Raw genomic sequence first — 17,868 nt, forward strand, 5'->3', positions numbered from 1 at the left:
TCGGGCCCGTAGCTCAGGTGGTTAGAGCGCATCCCTGATAAGGATGAGGTCGGAGGTTCAAGTCCTCCCGGGCCCACAGGAAAAATGAAGCGGCCTTTGAGCCGCTCTTTTTTTCTACCCACAAGGGTTGCAAGACCATTGGGGCATTGGCGCAGCTGGTAGCGCATCTGCTTTGCAAGCAGAGGGTCGCCGGTTCGAACCCGGCATGCTCCACAGACAAGGGTTTCCGGTATTTCCCGGAAGCCCTTTTTTGTTGCCGTTTTGCCCGATTGAGGACTGTTCGCGTGGCCATATCGCCCCCGCTTCCTACTATGTCAGTCGAGTCCGCGACGACTGGGTGCGGGATCGCAACCGACCCCTCGCACAGCCGAACGGCCGAACCGAATAACTGAACCGAATAACACAACAACCAAAACCCTTACCGAGTTGGTCTGCCGAGATTCTTAGTCGACAAGGCAACGGCTCTGGGCCATTGGCGCCCATGACATCCGGTCGGAACGTGCGCGAGCACGCCGCCGATGTCCGCGGTCGAAACGCACCGCGTGACGTTGCTGCAAGAACCCAACCCCCTCGGAAGGCGCGTGCGGGCGGTCGCACACGCCGGACCTACCGTGAGGAGAGCGCATTGTCGGCTTCTGTGTCGCCGTATCGTCGTCTGTTCGCCCTGCCGGGCACCAAATCGTTCTGCATTTCCGCGGCGGTGGCCCGCCTGCCTATGTCCATGCTCGATTTGGGCATTATTCTGGCGTTGAATCACGCGTATGGCGCGTGGACACTCGCCGGCATCATGAATACGGTGTACGTGCTGTCCATGTCGTGCGTCACGCCGTTGTACGCGAAGGCGTTCGACCGTTTCGGCCAGGCCCGCGTGGGCAGGCCGACGCTGGTGCTGCAGGTCGTGTTCATGCTTGCTTTCGCTCTTGCCGTGTGGCTGCGCGCGCCCGTTGCGCTGATGTTTGCCTTGGCCGTGCTGATGGGGGTGACCCAGTTTTCGTTCGGCGCGCTGGTGCGTGCCCGGTGGGCGTATACGTTGCGCGACGTGCGCGACGGCGAGTCGCTGTTGAATACGGCGTATGCCACTGAAGCCGCGATTGATGAGGTCGTGTTCATTCTCGGCCCGATGCTGACCGCCTGGCTTGCCACGTCGGTGCATCCGGTGGCTCAGCTGTTTGTGCCGATAGCCGCTGCGGCGATCGGCGGCACCGTGTTTTTCTCGTTGCGTTCCACGCAGCCGCGTCCGGTTGTGGAGATGGTCGACGTTGCGACTGCGTCCGGTATGCCGCATGCCGATGATGCGGATGGCACCGATGCGGACGGCACTGTCAGGAACGATGCCGGCATGAAGCGCAGCGCGCTGCTGTACCGTGGCATGTTGCCGTTGATCGCGGTGTTCGTCGTGTTCAATATGAGCTTTACGGCCGTGGACGTGTCGATCACCGCGGCCGTGAAGTCGATGGGCGCGGAGCGTTTTCTTGGCTTGCAGCTGGCGATGTATGCGGTTGGTTCGTGCATTGGCGCGCTGATCTTCGGCTCGCGGCGACTCAGGGGCTCGCACTGGGCGCATATGGTGCTGTTTATGAGCTTGCTGACGGTCGGATTCGTACTGTTCCGAGTGACGATGGACAACTTGGTCGTATTGGCGATCGTCGAGGTGCTGACCGGCTTGAACGTTTCTCCGCTGTTCACCACCGGCAGCTTGATCGTGCGCAGTTTGGTCCCGTCCGAATCGTTGACGGAGGGACTGAGTTGGCTGACTACGGCCGGCACTGCGGGAGGTGCGATCGGCTCGTCGGTGGCTGGCATGGTGTTGGACGTGTTCGGCGCGCACGGCGGCATGATGCTGCCCGCACTGTTCACCGCCGCCGCCATTCCCTTGACGCTGTACGGTTGGCTCAGTTCGCGCCGTCGCCGATAAACCGCTTGGCCGCACCGGACAGACTGGCCTGACGGGCCAGTCCAGTCAGGCACTTTCGCGGCGGACCAGCGGGGCGGGGAACAGCACCGCCTTGCATTGCCATTCGCCGGTATTCAGCCGTTCGACCAGCATTTTTGTGGCCGTTTCCGCCATGGTGGCCAATGGTTGGGCGAATGTGGTCAGGCTGGGGGAGACGGCACGGGCCACATGGAAGTCGTCGAATCCGATCAGCGCAACGTCCTGGGGGACCCGTTTGCCGGCGTTCAGCAGCGTGCGTAGCGCTCCGCTGGCGATTTCGTCGGATTCGGCGAATACACCGTCCACTTCGGGGTGTTCCTCCAGTATCCGGCGCATGGTTGTCTCTCCGTGTTCGGCGCCGTATTCGCCGGACACCATTGCAACCGGTTCCAAATCCACGGCCTTCAAACCAGCCAGAACACCTTCGGAGCGTAGCACCGCGGCCTGCATGTCGGTCGGCCCCGCGATCACGGCGATATGGCGGCAGCCGCGCTCGCAGAGCAGCGTGGCGGCGTCGTACCCGCCTGGTAGTTGTCGACGTCGACGTACGGGGTGCGCATGGCCGAATGCGGCGTGCCGATTGACACGACGGGAACGCCGCATTGCCTCAGCGCGTCGGCAAACGCCTTCGAATAGTGGAAGTTGATCACGACCACGCCCGCGGCGCCCGAGCTTTTGAGCACGGTCAGGAACTTCTGCGCGTCGTGGGGCTTGGTGAGCGCCAGGAACGGCAGCAGGTTCATGGCCGTGAACGAGGACGATAGCTGCGCGATCATTCCGGAGACGAACGCGTCGCGGAAAATGAAATCCGGTTCCTCCGGCACCATGATCGCCACGATGTTCGATCTGCCGGTGGTCAGCTGCTTCGCCGCCTGATTCGGCACAAAATGCAGCTGTTCCGCAGCCTGTTGCACCTTGCGCCGCGTCTGCTCCGATGCGGAGCCGCCGCCGAGGGCGCGCGACGCCGTGGACGCCGCCACGCCTGCAAGCTTCGCCACGTCACGAATCGTGACGACTTCAGCACTCATGTCATCCTCCGCAAACCGTCCATCGGAAATGCCGTTCGGGCGAGCGGGCGGCATTCCGACCGTCCGTCCGTGCCCACTCTACACAAGTCCCGCCCAGCTGCCGCAATCCACGTATTTCGGCCGTCGCCTCACTCGTACAGTGCTCGTCATAGTATACGGCATGGCAGTGGAACCGGTTCCATAAATACCGTTTTTCACCGGCATCCAAATACAAACAGATACTTCGAGAACACGTCAATACCACGTCAACGAGAAATCAGAAGGAATCATGAAAAGAAGTCTGCTCGCGCTGGCCGCCGGATCGTTCATCCTCGGCGCGGCCGAATTCGTGATGATGGGCATCCTGCCGCAGGCCGCGGCCGCAACAAACGTCGACATCCCCACCGCCGGACACTACATTTCGTCATACGCGCTCGGCGTGTGCGTCGGCACGCTCATGCTCGTCTTCGGCCGCAAAACGCCGCCGAAAAAGCTCATCATCCTGTTCATGGTCATCGCGTTCGTCGGCAACCTGCTGTCCGCGTTCGCGATCAACGCGCCCATGCTGCTCGCCACACGCTTCATCGCCGGCCTGCCGCACGGCGCGTTCTTCGGCACGGCCACGGTCGTCGCGAAAGAGCTCGCCGAACGCGGCAAGGAGGCCCAGGCCGTGTCGATGATGGTCGCCGGCCAGACGATCGCCAACATGCTCGGCGTTCCCGCCGGCACGCTGCTCGCCGAATTCCTCTCGTGGCGCCTCACGTTCGGCTTCCTTGCCGCGTGGGCCGTGATGACGGTCGTACTGGTCGCCGCCTGGGTGCCGCAGGTCGCGCCGATCAAGGACGCGGGCATTCGCGGCCAGTTCCGCTTCCTCACCAAGCCCGGCCCGTGGTTCATCATCGCCGCCATCTTCACCGGCAACGCGGGCGTGTTCTGCTGGTGGAGCTACGTGTCGCCGTGGCTGCAGAAGACGGGCGGCTGGCCGAGCGCGCTGGTGCCGATGTTCATGATGCTCGCCGGTTTCGGCATGGTCGTCGGCGGCCTGATCGGCGGCTGGGTCACCGATCACTGGCGTCACGCCGGCACGGCCGCGCTCGGCCAGACGATCTCCTGCATCGGCCTGCTCATGGTGCTCGTCGTGCCGGGCAACCACGCCACGACCACGATGCTCACGTTCTGGATCGCGTTCGGCCTGTTCTTCGTCAACGCGCCGCAGCTGCTGCTCATGGCTGAAGCCGGTCAGGGCGGCGGCGAGCTGATCGCCGGCGCTGCCGCGCAGGTCGCATTCAACTTCGGTAACGCGGTCGGATCGGCGGTAGGCGGCGCGACGCTCGACGCGTTCGCTATGGACTACCGGTTCACCGGCTTCGCCGGACTGCCGCTAAGCATTCTCGGCGTCGCGTTGCTCGCGATCTACTCGCTGAAATACGAAACCGACACCGACGCGATCGACCGGCTACGCCCGATCGAAGTCAATACGGCCGTTTCCGCGCACTGAGATTCGCCGGTCTGCCGATGGCCTGCAACGTATGGTTCCGATCATGCGTGCAGGCCTTCGTCGTCATGCGGCGGGACGAATGGTCACTTGCCTGTCCGGCGGTCGGATCAGTCGTCGGACAGGTCGTTGCCGAACCAGCCGGTTTTCTCCGGGGTCAGCTTGAGGTTGATCTGCTTGAGCACGGTGTACTCCTTCAGCCCGTCGAGCCCGCCGTCCACGGTGACGCCGCTCTGCCGGTGCGGGCTGACCGGCAGGCCGCCCGTATCGTCCATGTAGGTGTTCGCCCACATGATGCCCGAGTCCACGCCTCGGCACACCCTCAGCGCCCGGCCCATGTCCGAAGTGAACACGCCGCCGGCAAGCCCGTACCGTGTGGCGTTGGCAAGGCGGATCGCCTCGGTCTCGTCGGCAAAGGTCTGCACGGTGAGTACCGGCCCGAAGATCTCCTCCCGCACGATGCGCATGTCCTCGCGGCAGTCCACGAACACGGTCGGTTCGATGAAATACCCGTCCTTGAATGCGCCTTCGGTGATCCGGTGCCCGCCGACGAGCACGCGCGCACCTTCCTCCCGACCGATGCGAATGTAGTTCAGCACCCGTTCCATCTGCCGCTTGCTCACCATCGGCCCGTATTCCGTCTGCTCGTCCATCGGCATGCCGATGCGGATGTGCGCGATGCGCTCTTGGAGCATGTCCATGACCCGCCCGTACACACCGCGCTGCACCAGCAGTCGCGTTCCGGCGACGCACACCTGCCCTTGGCTGAGGAATACGCCGAACATGAGACGGTCGACCGCCACGTCCAGATCCGCATCATCGAAGATGATGAACGGCGACTTGCCGCCCAGTTCCATCGAAAATCGCTTGACGCTGGTTGAGGAATGCCCAACGATGTCCAGTCCCGTTGCAGTGCCGCCCGTGAACGTGATTTTGGCCACGTCGGTGTCTTCCGCCAACGCCGTGCCGACTTCGTCGCCGGGGCCGAGCACCAGGTTGACGCTGCCGGCAGGGAATCCCGCCTCCTCCATGAATCCGATCATCATCGCCGTGGTGATCGGCGTCAGCGAGGACGGTTTGACCACGACCGTGTTGCCCGCTGCCAATGCGGGGGCCATGCCGGCCGCGGTGGTGCCCATCGAATAATTCCATGGCGAGATCACCGCGCAGACGCCCAACGGCTCACGTATGGTCATGCTGATCATACCGGGGTTGTCCGCCGACGTCGCGCCTTGGAGTTCGTGCACCATTGAAGCGCACTCGCGGAACGCGCCGCTGGCCGCGTACACGTCGTCGTATCGAGTTTCCTTCCACACGCGCCCCATGCTGTTCGTTTCGGCCGTGGCCAGTTCGTCGGCGTGCGCTTCGATGAGGTCGGCCGTTTTGTCCATCAGTTCCGCACGTTCGTCGGCCGTCAGCCGCCGCCATGCGGAGTCTGGCGCAAAGGCACGTTGCGCCGCCGCGACGGCATGATGGACGTCACTGGCCGTGCCGCACGCCGCTTCGGCCACGATGCAGCCGTTGGCCGGATTGATGATTGACGTTGTTTTTCCGGAAACGGATCCAATCCATTGTCCGTCGATATACATGTTGACATGTTCCATGCCGCTCACTCCCGTTTGGCGAATGCAGTCCGTGTACAAAAGGCCATATTACGTGTCGTAGCAGCCGTTTGCCGATTGTTCCGGGTTGTCCGTCAATTCGGTGCAACGGGGAGGCTGCTGGGGCCGCCGTCCCGGCGCAGTTCCGAACGAACGATGCATCAACGGGATTTTGGGAAACGTTTCCATTATCCGATGCCGTCCGTCGACCGTTCCGTCGACCGCAGTCCATGCATTGCCGCGCTGCAAGGCATCGCCGGTCGACACTCGTCCGGCGCTCATCCGGCGACGGTCACACAACGACCACAGGATTCGCACGGAACGTTCAGGAAGCTCATACGCGCCGCCATGATACGGGTGGTTATATGTAGTCAACGGCCGAAAGGCCGGACAACATAACTCAACAAACCTTCTTCCTCTCTTCTCCTTTCTTCTCCCGAAAAGCCCGGCCCAACCGCCGGGCTTTTTGGGTTGCGCCCCGCCACCAGACCCGTCACCAGACCCCGTCACCGACCCCGTCACTGAACCCAGGCCCGTTCCGGTCGACCGAGTCAACCCCTCTGCGTCACCCTGCGTCTCATCGTCCGGGCAACAACACACAATGGTCGGGTCGCCGATCGGGGCGCGGTCATTACCTCACGCATTCAACGTCTCGCTTCAACCATGCGTGCGAGCAATGCGCATCCCGAGCATCCGCGCGAGTCAGGCACACCACCCCGACGAACACGAACAGACAGCCGACACCCGCAGCCAACAAACCGGCAGCCAACAAGCCATACCGCAGAACAACCAGAAGGAACCAGCCCGCATGACATCGCATCTCGCCGAAGCAGGACGCACCATCATTCCGCGCAAGAACGACCGGTACGGGCTGCTCAATCCGGCGCTGGTCGTGCTCACGTTCGTCGCCGGGCTGGTGGACGCGTTGAGCTATCTAGCGCTCGGTCATGTGTTCGTGGCGAACGTGACCGGCAACATCGTGTTCCTCGGCTTCGCGTTCGCGCACGCGCAGGGATTCGTGTGGTGGACGTCGGCGCTGACTCTGGCCGCGTTCATGGTCGGCGCGCTGATCGGCGGGCGCATCATCCGCCGGTTCGGCGGCAATCGCGCGAAGCATCTGCTCGTGTCGACGTGCGTGCAGTTGGCGTTCGTGGTCGCCGCACTGGCCGGCATCTGGCTGCTCAACCGGTTTTCGCCGGAGCCGACGATCGGAGGCATCGGCAGCGGCGCGGCGGCGAGCGCAACGTCGTCGTCATCGGCGCTCGCGTCGGCGTCCGCAACGGCGAGCGCGCAGGCCGCGCAACCAAGCCTGAATTTTCCGACGGCAAGCCATATCGACCTGCACATCATCACGCTGATCGTGCTGCTCGCGCCGGCGATGGGCATTCAGAATTCGACCGCGCGCAAGCTGTCCGTGCCGGACCTGCCAACAACCGTGCTGACGATGACGCTGACTGGCATTGTGGCGGACACGTCGGCGCACGGTCACGAGCAGTCGAAGCTGGGCCGGCGCGCGGTGGTGATGTGCGCGTTGGCGCTCGGCGCGCTGACCGGCGCGATATTGCAGACGCGCGGATACGAGGACGTGATTCTGATGGTGATGATCGCGTGCCTGCTGCTGGTGATCGCGATGATGGTGCCGCATATTCATTCCGACGCCCGCTGGGTTGCCGGCGAGCGCTGATCGCGTCGGCATTGCCGCATACGATCGCCGCACACGATTGCCGCATACGATCTCAGCACAGCGCACGGTTGCGTCAGGTTTGTGTTCAAGTGCACTGCAAGCGGTAGGGTGGAGCCGTTGCCTCACTGCGATCACGGCATGACGATCGCGCAGCGGCAACGCACGAATCGTATCGGCAAAGGAGCGAATATGAAGACTCAGGAAATCGGACAGTCGGGCATGGTCGCGTCGCGTCTTGCGCTCGGTGTGATGCGCATCGACGCGCTGGACGAGACGGCGGCGACGCGCACGGTCGCGGCTGCGGCGGAATCGGGCATCGACTATTTCGACACGGCCGACATCTACGGCTTCAACGCGCACGCGCTGCACGCCAGTTCGCGCGTCTTCGGCCAAGCGTGGAAGAACGCGGGGCTTGAGCGTGACAGGATCTTCATCCAGACCAAGTTCGGCATCGATTTCGGCTACGATGAGCAGGGCCGCGGCGCGGCACACGGCTACGACTTCTCCGCGAAGCACCTGCTGGACGCGCTTGACGGCGAGCTTGAGGCTTTGCAGACCGACTACGTCGACGCCGTGCTGCTGCACCGCATCGACACGCTGTTCGAGTTGGACGAGGTGGCCGAGGCGTTCGACAAGCTGGAGTCGAGTGGCAAGGTGCGTCATTTCGGCGTGAGCAACATGGGTCCGTGGCAGATCGAACTGTTGCAGAGCGGGCTGAAGCAGAAGTTGGAGATCAACCAGCTACAGTTCGGTCTGATGCACACGCAGATGCTCGACGCGGAGATTCATTTCAACATGGCTGACGATGCGGCTGCGGATCGCACGGGCGGTATTCTGCCGTATTCGCGGCTCAAGCACATGACGATTCAGGCGTGGTGCCCGTTCCAGTCGAACACGGAGTTCGGCCCGTTCGTCGGCAATGCGCATTTCCCGGAGCTGAACGCGGAGCTGGAGCGTCTCGCCGCGAAGTACGAGTCAACGCCGAACGGCATCGCGGTGGCGTGGATACTGCGTCATCCGGCCGGCATTCAGCCGCTGCTCGGTTCGATGAATCCCGATCGCATCCGCGACATGGCCGCCGGCGCGGACGTCGAGCTGGATCGCCGCGACTGGTGGTCGCTGTATCAGGCCGCCGGCAACCAGCTCGTGTGACGCGCGCGACGCGACGCCGCGGCGACGAGCTCACGCGGCGTCGCGTTTGGCGAGTTGGTCGCGGATTTCGGTGAGCAGCGCGATGATCTGCTCGTTGGATGATGCGGACGAAGATGACGCCTGTTCGGCCGATGCGGCGGACGCCGACGCGCCCGACGATTCGACGGACGGTGCGTCGGCCTGCACGGCCGGGGAGACGCCGGATTCACCGGCCGTTGCATTGGCCGCCCTGTCGCCGACTGCGTCCGCTGCCGCCTCACCCGCCGACGCCTTGTCGCCGCCGAGAACCGGCGCCGCGACGGCCTGCGCGGCTTGCGCGGCGAGGGCCGCGGCCTTGTCGGCGGCTTCCTTGAGTTTGGTCTTGGCGATCAGCGCTTCGGACATGTCGCGGAACTTATTGATCGGCACGAGGATGCAGAAGTAGACTGCCACGGCGATGACGAGGAAGTTGAGCAGCGCGCCGAGCACCGCGCCGAAGGAGATAGTCGCGCCGTTGAACGTGAACGCGAGCAGGCCGCCCATGTCGGGTTTGCCGAAAATCATCGCGATAAGCGGGTTGATGAGATGGTCGACGATCGAATTGACGACCGCGGTCACGGCTGCGCCCATGACGACACCGACCGCCATGTCAATCATGTTGCCGCGTGAAATGAATTTCTTGAACCCGTCGATCATCGCCGTCTCCCGTCGTCACCGTTGCGATCGTGGTCATGACGATCGTCAGCGTCGCGTTTGTCGTCGCGACTGTCGCCACGAACGGTTCCAGCGTATCGCAGCGACGTGCCGACGCGACGTCAGACGGTCGGAAAACAACGTAGCGCACTCCGGCGAGGCGGGGATCCTGTCAGGATGCGGGGGAGTCGCCCAGTTCGGACGCGTCGACGGCGAACGCCGTCTTCCAGCGTGCGATGCAGCGTTCGATGCGTTTGTAGCCGATGAGTTCGGGGCCGAGTCCGGCCGCGCGGAAGATCTTGACCGGCGATTCGCCGCGACCGTATCGTTCCATGCAGTCACGCTGGAAGTCGGCCGCGTATTCGATCCGGTTCGCCGTCGCGGACTGCACGGCGGGCAGACTGTTCAGGTACGTCACCTGTTCGTCCGTAAACACCACTTTTTTACTCGCCATAGCTTTCACCCGTTTGCCTGTGTCGTTCGCTGATGTATCTCTAAAAACCGCTCCGACCTCTTTACTCAGCCCTACAGCTTACGGGATGTCACCCCCCCCATCAAAATCAACACCAAAATTATATCGATAAAATACACAAAATGAGTATTTTTTACGCCAAAAATTGCCGTCTGGTAATTAAAAGCTCCGGGCGTGTCGCAGATCACATTGACAACACCGTCTCACATGCTGGTCTCACATGTCGATATCGTGCCAGCTGCGGCGGCGACGCGCCGGCCATAGCCGCATCGCGGGAAAACCCTTGTCGCGACGCGGTCCCGCACATACAATGAAGCCGTCTTATTGATAATCCGAACCAAGGGAGATTCATGTTTTCCAACGAGTACATCCAGCGCGTCTATGAGCAGGTCGAGCAGCGCGACGGCGACCAGCCCGAGTTCCTGCAGGCCGTGCGCGAGGTGTTCGAGACGCTCGAACCGGTGATCGCCAAGCACCCCGAGTACGAGAAGGCGGGCGTGCTGGAGCGCATCGTCGAGCCGGAGCGCGTGGTCAAGTTCCGCGTCGCCTGGACCGACGACGAGGGCAAGGTGCAGGTCAACCGCGGCTACCGCGTCCAGTTCAACTCCGCGATCGGCCCGTACAAGGGCGGCCTGCGCTTCCACCCGACCGTGAACGAGGGCGTCATCAAGTTCCTCGGCTTCGAGCAGATCCTCAAGAACTCGCTGACCACGCTGCCGATGGGCGGCGGCAAGGGCGGCTCCGACTTCAACCCGAAGGGCAAGTCCGACGCCGAGGTCATGCGCTTCTGCCAGGCGTTCATGACCGAGCTGTGCCGCCACATCGGCCAGTTCACCGACGTTCCGGCCGGCGACATCAACGTGGGCGGCCGTGAGATCGGCTACCTGTTCGGCCAGTACAAGCGCATCCGTGACGAATACTCCGGCGTGCTGACCGGCAAGGGCCTCGAATTCGGCGGCTCGCTCGCCCGCACCGAGGCGACCGGCTACGGCGTCTGCTACTACACGCAGGAGGCCCTGCGCGTGCTGAAGAACGACTCGTTCGAGGGCAAGACCGTCGTGATCTCCGGTTCCGGCAACGTGGCGATCTACGCCGCGCAGAAGGCCGAGCAGCTGGGCGCGAAGGTCGTCACCGTGTCCGATTCCAACGGCTACGTGTACGATCCGAACGGCATTGACGTGGCCGTCGTCAAGCAGATCAAGGAGGTCGAGCGCGGCCGCATCAAGGAGTACGCGGAGCGCGTGCCGTCCGCCGAGTACCACGAGGGCTGCTCGGGCGTGTGGACCGTGCCGTGCGACATCGCGCTGCCGTGCGCCACTCAGAACGAGATCAACGAGGAGTCCGCGAAGGCGCTCGTGGCCGGCGGCTGCAAGGTCGTGTGCGAGGGCGCGAACATGCCGTCCACGCCGGAGGCCATCGCCGTGTACCAGAACGCCGGCCTGCTGTATGGCCCGGCCAAGGCTGCGAACGCGGGCGGCGTGGCCGTTTCCGGCCTCGAGATGAGCCAGAACAGCTACCGTCTGTCCTGGACCTTCGAGGAGGTCGACGCCAAGCTCAAGAACATCATGGAGACGATCGTGGCTGAGTCGCTCAAGGCGGCGAAGGAGTACGGCCACGAGGGCGATCTGATGCTCGGTGCGAACGCGGCCGGCTTCGTCAAGGTCGCCAACGCGATGGTCGCTCAGGGCATCCTGTAAGCCTTTCGGTCGGCCGATCAGCCAACATCCATCCCATACGGCCGTGCTGAGTCCACGTGACATCATCGTGACTCAGTCACGGCCGTTTTTCGTCCCCGAAGACCGTTGCTGAGTCCCGATAGCGTAACCGGGACCCAGCAACGGCCGTTCCGCGGCATACGGCCGAGCCGCACGCGCGAAGGGCTGTTCATACGACAAGTGGCTCCCCGCCGGATGGTGGGGAGCCACTTGCGTACGTTTGCGAAATGTCGGTCAGTCGTCGCCGAGCGTGACGTGCACGCCGCCGACGAGCGCGGTGACCACGTTGTACAGCAGCGTGAGGATCGTCGCGAGAATCGTGAACACGATGACCTGCACGATGCCGAAGATCGTCACGGCGCTGAGCACGGTGGACCAGTTGAAGATGCTCGTCAGGTCGAAGGAGCCGGCGTCGAGGCCCGTGGAGGAGACGATCGCCGTGATCTTCTTGAACACGCCGATGAAGTCGAGCAGGAAGTAGCAGCCCATCACGGCGACGATCTGGATGATCGCGCCCGCGATCGACAGCAGGAACGACACCTTGGCCATCGACCATGCGCTGATATGCGTGACGGACAGGTTCATGCGGCGGGCACGCGGCGTGCCGCGACGGGCCGGCTTCGACGCGGGCGGCACGGACGCCGGCGCGGCGGAGAGCGGCTCGGACGATCCGGAGACGCCGGACGTGCCGGCGGATGCTGCGGAATCGGCCATGCCGGCCTCACCGACCGCGGAACGGGCCACACGGCCGGCATGGCCGTGGCCGCCGCGATGTCCGACCTCACCCGGCTCGTCGCCTGCATGCTCGGGCGCGAAGGAGACGGGCTGGATCATGCCGTCTTCGTTGGATTCTTCAACATTGTCGCTCATCGTTGCTCCTTGTCCGAGCTCTTGCTTTCTGTGAGACTACCAGTCTTCGCAGACGGCAGGCGTCATGTCTTCCCATGGAAATCTTCCTTTGCAGGCAACCCGGCTGAGGGGCAATCAGCGACTCATGGTTCGATCTTCTGACTACCCCTCGGTCTCGCTGCGCGAGCCAGCCCCCCCCTGACAGGGGGAGCCGAGAAAAGGATCACTGCTCCGCGGGCTGCTCCGCGGCACCGGCATCGCCGGCATCGCCCGCATCCTGACCGTCGTCGGCGTCGTCGTCCTTCTCCTCGTTGCGCGCGATGGAGATGATCTCGTCGCCCTTGTCCGGCTTGGCGAGCGTGACGCCCTGCGTGGTGCGGCCGGTACGCTTGACCTCGGCCACGTCGGAGCGGATCACCTTGCCGGACTTCATGATCGCGAGCACCTGATCGTCTTCAGCCACGATCACCGCGCCGACCAGCGCGCCGCGCTCGTCGGTCAGCTGCACAGCCTTGACACCGTAGCCGTTACGGCCCTGCAGACGGTACTCGGAGATCGCCGTGCGCTTGGCGAAGCCTTCGCTGGTGACCACGAGCAGGTCCTTGTCGGTGTCGGCCGGCACCACGTCCATCGCGAGCAGGCTGTCGCCGTCGCGGAACTTCATGCCCTGCACGCCGGCGGTCTGGCGGCCCATCGGGCGCAGCTGCTCGTCGTCGGCCGCGAACTTGAGGCTCATGCCGAGACGGGAGACGAGGATGATGTCGTCCTCCGCGTTGCACAGCGCGGCTCCGACCAGCTCGTCGGCCGTCTCGCCGTTCTCGTCCTCGATCAGACGCACGGCGATCAGGCCGCCCTGTCGCGGCGAATCGTACTCGGCGAGTGCAGTCTTCTTGACCTTGCCGGAACGGGTCGCGAGCACGAGGTACTTGGCGACCTCGTAGTTCGGGATCGACAGCACGGTCTGGATCGTCTCGTCGGGGCCGAACTGCAGCAGGTTCGCCACGTGCTGGCCCTTGGAGTCGCGCGAACCTTCTGGCAGCTCGTACGCCTTGATGCGGTACACGCGGCCTTTGTTCGTGAAGAACAGCAGCCAGTTGTGCGTGGACGTGAGGAAGAAGTGGTCCACCACGTCGTCCTCGCGCAGCTTGGCGCCCTTGATGCCCTTGCCACCGCGGTGCTGGGCACGGTATTCGTCGGCCTTGGTGCGCTTGATGAAGCCGGAGTGCGTGACCGTGACGACCACGTTCTCCTCGGCGATCAGGTCCTCGACGTTCATCTCGCCGGAGTACGGCAGGATCTTGGTGCGGCGCTCGTCGCCGTACTTGGCGACGATTTCGTCGAGCTCGTCGCCGACGATCTTGCGCTGGCGTTCCGGCTTGGCGAGGATGTCGTTGTAGTCGGCGATCTTGCGCTGCAGTTCCTCGTGCTCGTCGATGATCTTCTGGCGCTCCATGTTGGCGAGGCGCACGAGCTGCATGGAGAGGATCGCGTCGGCCTGCACCTGGTCGATGTCGAGGAACTCCATGAGCTTCGGACGGGCGTCGTCGCGGCCCTGGCTGGAACGAATCAGCCTGATGACCTCGTCAATCGCGTCCATGGCCTTGAGCAGACCCTGCAGGATGTGATCGCGTTCCTCGGCTTCGCGCTTCAAGTAGCGGGTGCGGCGTTCGATGACTTCGAGCTGGTGAGTCACCCAGTGACGAATGAACGCGTCGAGGCTGAGCGTACGCGGCACGCCATCGACCAGCGCGAGCATGTTCGCACCGAACGTCTGCTGCAGCTGCGAGTGCTTGTAGAGGTTGTTGAGCACGACCTTCGGCACAGCGTCGCGCTTGAGCACGAGCACGAGACGCTGGCCGGTACGGCCGGACGTCTCGTCGCGCATGTCGGCGATGCCCTGGATCTTGCCGTCGCGCACGCCTTCGCGGATGGACGCGGCCAAGCGATCCGGGTTGACCTGGTACGGCAGCTCGGTGACCACGAGGCACATGCGGCCCTTGATTTCCTCGGTGTTGACGACCGCGCGCATGGTGATCAGACCACGGCCGGTGCGGTACGCCTGCTCGATGCCCTTATGGCCGAGGATCGTCGCGCCGGTCGGGAAATCCGGTCCCTTGATGATACCGATGAGCGCGTCCAGCAGCTCCTCGCGGGAGGCTTCGGGATGGTCGAGCGTCCAGTGGACGGCGTTCGCCAACTCGCGCATGTTGTGCGGCGGAATGTTGGTCGCCATGCCGACGGCGATGCCGGACGAGCCGTTCGCGAGCAGGTTCGGGAAGCGCGCGGGCAGCACGGTCGGTTCCTGCGTGCGGCCGTCGTAGTTCGGTACGAAGTCGACAGTGTCCTTGTCGATGTCGCGCACCATTTCCATCGCGAGCGGCATCATGCGGCACTCGGTGTAACGCATGGCGGCGGGCGGATCGTCACCGGCCGAACCGAAGTTGCCCTGTCCGTCAACGAGCGTGTAGCGCATCGACCACGGCTGGGCCATGCGCACGAGCGTGTTGTAGATCGCCGCGTCGCCGTGCGGATGGTAGTTGCCCATGACGTCGGCGACCGGTCGCGCGCACTTGGAGTAGCCGCGGTCGGGTCGGTAGCCGCCGTCGTACATCGCGTACACGATGCGGCGGTGGACCGGCTTCATGCCGTCGCGCACGTCCGGCAGGGCGCGTTCGACGATGACGGAGATCGCGTAGTCGAGGTAGGACTGGCGCATCTCCTTCTGGATGTCGGTGTGGGCCACGCGATGCTCGTCGAGGACCAGGTTTTCGCTGGCCTGCGGGCTCGTGGGCTCGAGCGAGCGCTCAGCGCGCTCGTCGTTCTGCTCCGGCAGGTCGTTGCCGCCGGTGCTGTTTTCGTCTGCCACTTATTGGTTCCTTTTGTTTCCCGTTCTTGGCTCCCCTTGTCAGGGGAGCTGGCTCGCGTAGCGAGACTGAGGGGTAGTCAGGCGCCTTGGCGCCTAACCTTCCGACCACCCCTCAGTCAGCTTCGCTGACAGCTCCCCCGACAAGGGGAGCCGAGAAAAATCATCACGCGTCGAGGCTGTGCCGTTTCCTCATCGCCGCCTAGGCGTCGATGAAGCGCACGTCCTTCGCATTCCTCTGGATGAACAAACGACGCGGTTCCACGTCGTCGCCCATGAGCATGGAGAACGTCTCGTCCGCGGCCGCCGCGTCCTCGATGTGGATCTGCTTCAAGATGCGCCGCTCCGGGTCCATGGTGGTCTCCCACAGCTCCTGGTACGTCATCTCGCCCAGACCCTTGTAGCGCTGGATGCCTTCGCCCTTGGGCAGCTGACGGCCGGCCGCCTTGCCCTCGGCGAGCTTTTCGTCGCGCTCGCGGTCGGTGTACACGAAGTCGTGGTCGCCGCGCGTCCACTTGAGGCGGTACAGCGGCGGCATGGCCACGTACACGTAGCCGGCGGTGATCATCGGTCGCATGTAGCGGAAGAACAGCGTGAGGTTCAGCGTGGCGATGTGCGCGCCGTCGACATCGGCATCGGCCATGATGATGACCTTGTGGTAGCGCACCTTGCTCACGTCGAAGTCCTCGCCGTAGCCGCCGCCGACGGCCGTGATGAGCGATTCGATCGTGTCGGACTTCATCATGCGGTCGATGCTCGCACGCTCGGTGTTGAGGATCTTGCCTCGCAACGGCAGGATCGCCTGCGTCTCCGGATTGCGGCCCTGGATCGCGGAGCCGCCTGCCGAATCGCCCTCGACGATGAACAGCTCGCACTCTTCGGGGTTGTTGGACTGGCAGTCCTTGAGCTTGTCAGGCATGCCGGCCGATTCGAAGATCGACTTGCGGCGCGTGTTCTCGCGCGCCTTCTTGGCGGCGATGCGCGCACGGGACGCCTCGATGGCCTTCTGGATGATGTTCTTGGCCTCGCTCGGATGCGCGTCGAACCAGTCGCCGAGCTTGTCGGTCATGACGCGCTGCACGAAGGTCTTCGCCTCGGAGTTGCCGAGCTTAGTCTTGGTCTGGCCTTCGAACTGCGGGGTGGTGAGCTTGACGGACACCACGGCCGTGAGTCCCTCGCGCACGTCGTCGCCGGAGAGGTTGTCGTCCTTGTCCTTGAGGATGTTCTTTTCGCGCGCGTAGCGGTTCACGAGGCTGGTGAGCGCGGCGCGGAAGCCTTCCTCGTGGGTACCGCCCTCGGTGGTGGAGATCGTGTTCGCGAACGTGTGCACGGCCTCGGAGTACGCGGTCGTCCACTGCATCGCGATCTCGGCGGAGATGCCGATCTTGAGGTCCTCGGCCTCGAAGTCGATCACGTCCTCTTCGACCGGCGTCGCCTTGCGGGACTTGACGAGGTAGTCGACGTAGTCCTTGATGCCGTTCGCGTACTGGTACGTGACGGTCTGGTGCTTCGGCTCGTCGCCGTCGTCCTGGCCCGCGACCTCGTCGCCGGCCATATCGGGCTCGCGCAGGTCCGTGAGGCTGATCTTGAGGCCCTTGTTGAGGAACGCCATCTGCTGGAAGCGGGCGCGCAGCGTTTCGAAGTCGTAGACGGTCGTCTCGAAGATCTTGCCGTCCGGCCAGAACGTGACCGACGTGCCGGTGGACTCGTTCTCGTCCATCGGGCAACCCTTGGCCAGGCGGGCGGTCGGATGCTGGTTGATGTACGTCTGCGTCCAGTGGAAGCCCTGACGGCGCACTTCGATGTCGACGCGCGTGGACAGCGCGTTGACGACGGAGATGCCGACGCCGTGCAGGCCGCCGGAGACCGCGTATCCGCCGCCGCCGAACTTGCCGCCGGCGTGCAGCTTGGTCATGACCGTCTCGACGCCGGAGACGCCTTCGCCGGGCACTTCGTCGACCGGGATGCCTCGGCCGTCGTCGACGACGCGGATGCCGTTGTCCGGCAGGATCGTGACTTCGATGTGCGTCGCGTAGCCGGCGAGCGCCTCGTCGACGGAGTTGTCGACGATCTCGTAGACGAGGTGGTGCAGGCCGCGCGGGCCGGTGGAGCCGATGTACATGCCCGGGCGGATGCGCACGGCCTCGAGGCCTTCGAGGACCTTCAGATCGCTCGCGTCGTAGTGGTCGGGGGACATGCTGTCGTCGAGCTGCGCGTCGACGAGCTCGTCGTTGTTGATCTGCTCGGCCGCTGCGTCGAGTTCGGCTTGCTTGTCGGTGATGGGTTTGGTGATGTTCTGATCAGTGGAACCGTCGAGCGAATCTGCTTCGTCTGCCACAAGATTCCTTTCTGCGTATTTGCCGCGTCCGAGCGGCTACTCGCAAGGGCGATATGCCCTAAAACGCGAATAACGGCCCCTTCCAGC

At 63.9% G+C, this 17,868-nt stretch carries 12 protein-coding genes, 2 tRNA genes and 1 pseudogene; 7 read left to right on the plus strand and 8 right to left on the minus strand.

Annotation, left to right across the window (positions count from 1 at the left end; translation table 11 throughout):
- Positions 1–2: 2 nt before the first annotated feature.
- The 3 genes from BBIA_RS08335 (at position 3) to BBIA_RS08345 (ending at position 1,915) form a co-directional block, all read left to right on the plus strand.
- Positions 3–76, plus strand: a tRNA-Ile gene (locus BBIA_RS08335).
- Positions 77–140: 64 nt separating this feature from the next.
- Positions 141–213: transfer RNA gene (locus BBIA_RS08340), tRNA-Ala, on the plus strand.
- A gap of 508 nt (positions 214–721) precedes the next feature.
- Positions 722–1,915 (plus strand): MFS transporter, encoded by a 1,194-nt coding sequence (locus BBIA_RS08345; protein ID WP_238548477.1) that lies wholly within the window; start codon positions 722–724, stop codon positions 1,913–1,915.
- A 45-nt stretch (positions 1,916–1,960) separates the two neighbouring features.
- Here the strand turns inward: BBIA_RS08345 and BBIA_RS14910 are convergent, their stop codons facing one another.
- Together BBIA_RS14910 and BBIA_RS14915 are read right to left on the minus strand one after the other, a co-directional pair.
- Positions 1,961–2,404 (minus strand): LacI family DNA-binding transcriptional regulator, encoded by a 444-nt coding sequence (locus tag BBIA_RS14910; RefSeq protein ID WP_238548474.1) that lies wholly within the window; start codon positions 2,402–2,404, stop codon positions 1,961–1,963.
- Positions 2,401–2,961: a LacI family DNA-binding transcriptional regulator gene (locus BBIA_RS14915; protein WP_238548475.1), complete on the minus strand. Its 561-nt coding sequence runs from the start codon at positions 2,959–2,961 to the stop codon at positions 2,401–2,403. Before BBIA_RS14915 ends, BBIA_RS14910 begins: the two co-directional genes overlap by 4 nt.
- 268 nt (positions 2,962–3,229) lie before the next feature.
- On the opposite strand from BBIA_RS14915, the gene BBIA_RS08355 reads away from it, so the two are divergent.
- Positions 3,230–4,438, plus strand: coding sequence for an MFS transporter (locus tag BBIA_RS08355; protein WP_033494966.1), 1,209 nt, complete (start codon positions 3,230–3,232; stop codon positions 4,436–4,438).
- Positions 4,439–4,545: 107 nt separating this feature from the next.
- On the opposite strand, the gene BBIA_RS08360 is transcribed toward BBIA_RS08355, so the two are convergent.
- Positions 4,546–6,024, minus strand: coding sequence for an aldehyde dehydrogenase family protein (locus BBIA_RS08360; RefSeq protein ID WP_051923920.1), 1,479 nt, complete (start codon positions 6,022–6,024; stop codon positions 4,546–4,548).
- 820 nt (positions 6,025–6,844) lie between these two features.
- On the opposite strand from BBIA_RS08360, the gene BBIA_RS08365 reads away from it, so the two are divergent.
- Together BBIA_RS08365 and BBIA_RS08370 are read left to right on the plus strand one after the other, a co-directional pair.
- Entirely contained in the window at positions 6,845–7,720 is an 876-nt protein-coding gene (locus BBIA_RS08365; protein ID WP_033495018.1) for a YoaK family protein, read from the plus strand.
- 189 nt (positions 7,721–7,909) lie between these two features.
- Positions 7,910–8,872: an aldo/keto reductase gene (locus BBIA_RS08370; protein WP_033494969.1), complete on the plus strand. Its 963-nt coding sequence runs from the start codon at positions 7,910–7,912 to the stop codon at positions 8,870–8,872.
- A 342-nt stretch (positions 8,873–9,214) separates the two neighbouring features.
- On the opposite strand, the pseudogene mscL reads toward BBIA_RS08370, so the two are convergent.
- Together mscL and BBIA_RS08380 are read right to left on the minus strand one after the other, a co-directional pair.
- A pseudogene (mscL, locus tag BBIA_RS08375) lies at positions 9,215–9,547 on the minus strand (large conductance mechanosensitive channel protein MscL); the annotation flags it as partial.
- Between the two features lie 169 nt (positions 9,548–9,716).
- On the minus strand, positions 9,717–9,998 hold the full coding sequence (locus BBIA_RS08380) for a hypothetical protein (protein WP_033494971.1): 282 nt from the start codon (positions 9,996–9,998) through the stop codon (positions 9,717–9,719).
- A 368-nt stretch (positions 9,999–10,366) separates the two neighbouring features.
- Between BBIA_RS08380 and gdhA the strand changes: the two genes are divergently transcribed.
- The gene (gene gdhA, locus BBIA_RS08385; RefSeq protein ID WP_033494973.1) at positions 10,367–11,713 is read left to right on the plus strand and encodes an NADP-specific glutamate dehydrogenase; all 1,347 of its coding nucleotides are present in this window, start codon (positions 10,367–10,369) and stop codon (positions 11,711–11,713) included.
- 252 nt (positions 11,714–11,965) lie between these two features.
- Here the strand turns inward: gdhA and BBIA_RS08390 are convergent, their stop codons facing one another.
- From BBIA_RS08390 to gyrB, 3 genes are all read right to left on the minus strand, one after another.
- The gene (locus tag BBIA_RS08390; RefSeq protein ID WP_033494975.1) at positions 11,966–12,601 is read right to left on the minus strand and encodes a DUF3566 domain-containing protein; all 636 of its coding nucleotides are present in this window, start codon (positions 12,599–12,601) and stop codon (positions 11,966–11,968) included.
- A 202-nt stretch (positions 12,602–12,803) separates the two neighbouring features.
- Positions 12,804–15,446 carry a DNA gyrase subunit A gene (gene gyrA / locus BBIA_RS08395; protein WP_051923921.1) on the minus strand — a complete coding sequence of 881 codons (2,643 nt, stop codon included), beginning with the start codon at positions 15,444–15,446 and terminating at the stop codon, positions 12,804–12,806.
- 199 nt (positions 15,447–15,645) lie between these two features.
- Positions 15,646–17,724 carry a DNA topoisomerase (ATP-hydrolyzing) subunit B gene (gyrB, locus tag BBIA_RS08400; protein WP_152600607.1) on the minus strand — a complete coding sequence of 693 codons (2,079 nt, stop codon included), beginning with the start codon at positions 17,722–17,724 and terminating at the stop codon, positions 15,646–15,648.
- Between the last annotated feature and the right edge of the window lie 144 nt (positions 17,725–17,868).

Source organism: Bifidobacterium biavatii DSM 23969 (genome assembly GCF_000741165.1).
In the GTDB taxonomy this organism is placed as follows: domain Bacteria; phylum Actinomycetota; class Actinomycetes; order Actinomycetales; family Bifidobacteriaceae; genus Bifidobacterium; species Bifidobacterium biavatii.

Coding starts and splice junctions, on each gene's coding strand:
- BBIA_RS08355 (WP_033494966.1), top strand. CDS start 3,230: ATGAAAAGAAGTCTGCTCGCGCTGGCCGCCGGATCGTTCATCCTCGGC.
- BBIA_RS08365 (WP_033495018.1), top strand. CDS start 6,845: ATGACATCGCATCTCGCCGAAGCAGGACGCACCATCATTCCGCGCAAG.
- BBIA_RS08380 (WP_033494971.1), bottom strand. CDS start 9,998: ATGGCGAGTAAAAAAGTGGTGTTTACGGACGAACAGGTGACGTACCTG.
- BBIA_RS08390 (WP_033494975.1), bottom strand. CDS start 12,601: ATGAGCGACAATGTTGAAGAATCCAACGAAGACGGCATGATCCAGCCC.
- BBIA_RS08345 (WP_238548477.1), top strand. CDS start 722: ATGCTCGATTTGGGCATTATTCTGGCGTTGAATCACGCGTATGGCGCG.
- BBIA_RS08370 (WP_033494969.1), top strand. CDS start 7,910: ATGAAGACTCAGGAAATCGGACAGTCGGGCATGGTCGCGTCGCGTCTT.
- BBIA_RS14915 (WP_238548475.1), bottom strand. CDS start 2,961: ATGAGTGCTGAAGTCGTCACGATTCGTGACGTGGCGAAGCTTGCAGGC.
- gdhA (WP_033494973.1), top strand. CDS start 10,367: ATGTTTTCCAACGAGTACATCCAGCGCGTCTATGAGCAGGTCGAGCAG.
- BBIA_RS08360 (WP_051923920.1), bottom strand. CDS start 6,024: ATGTATATCGACGGACAATGGATTGGATCCGTTTCCGGAAAAACAACG.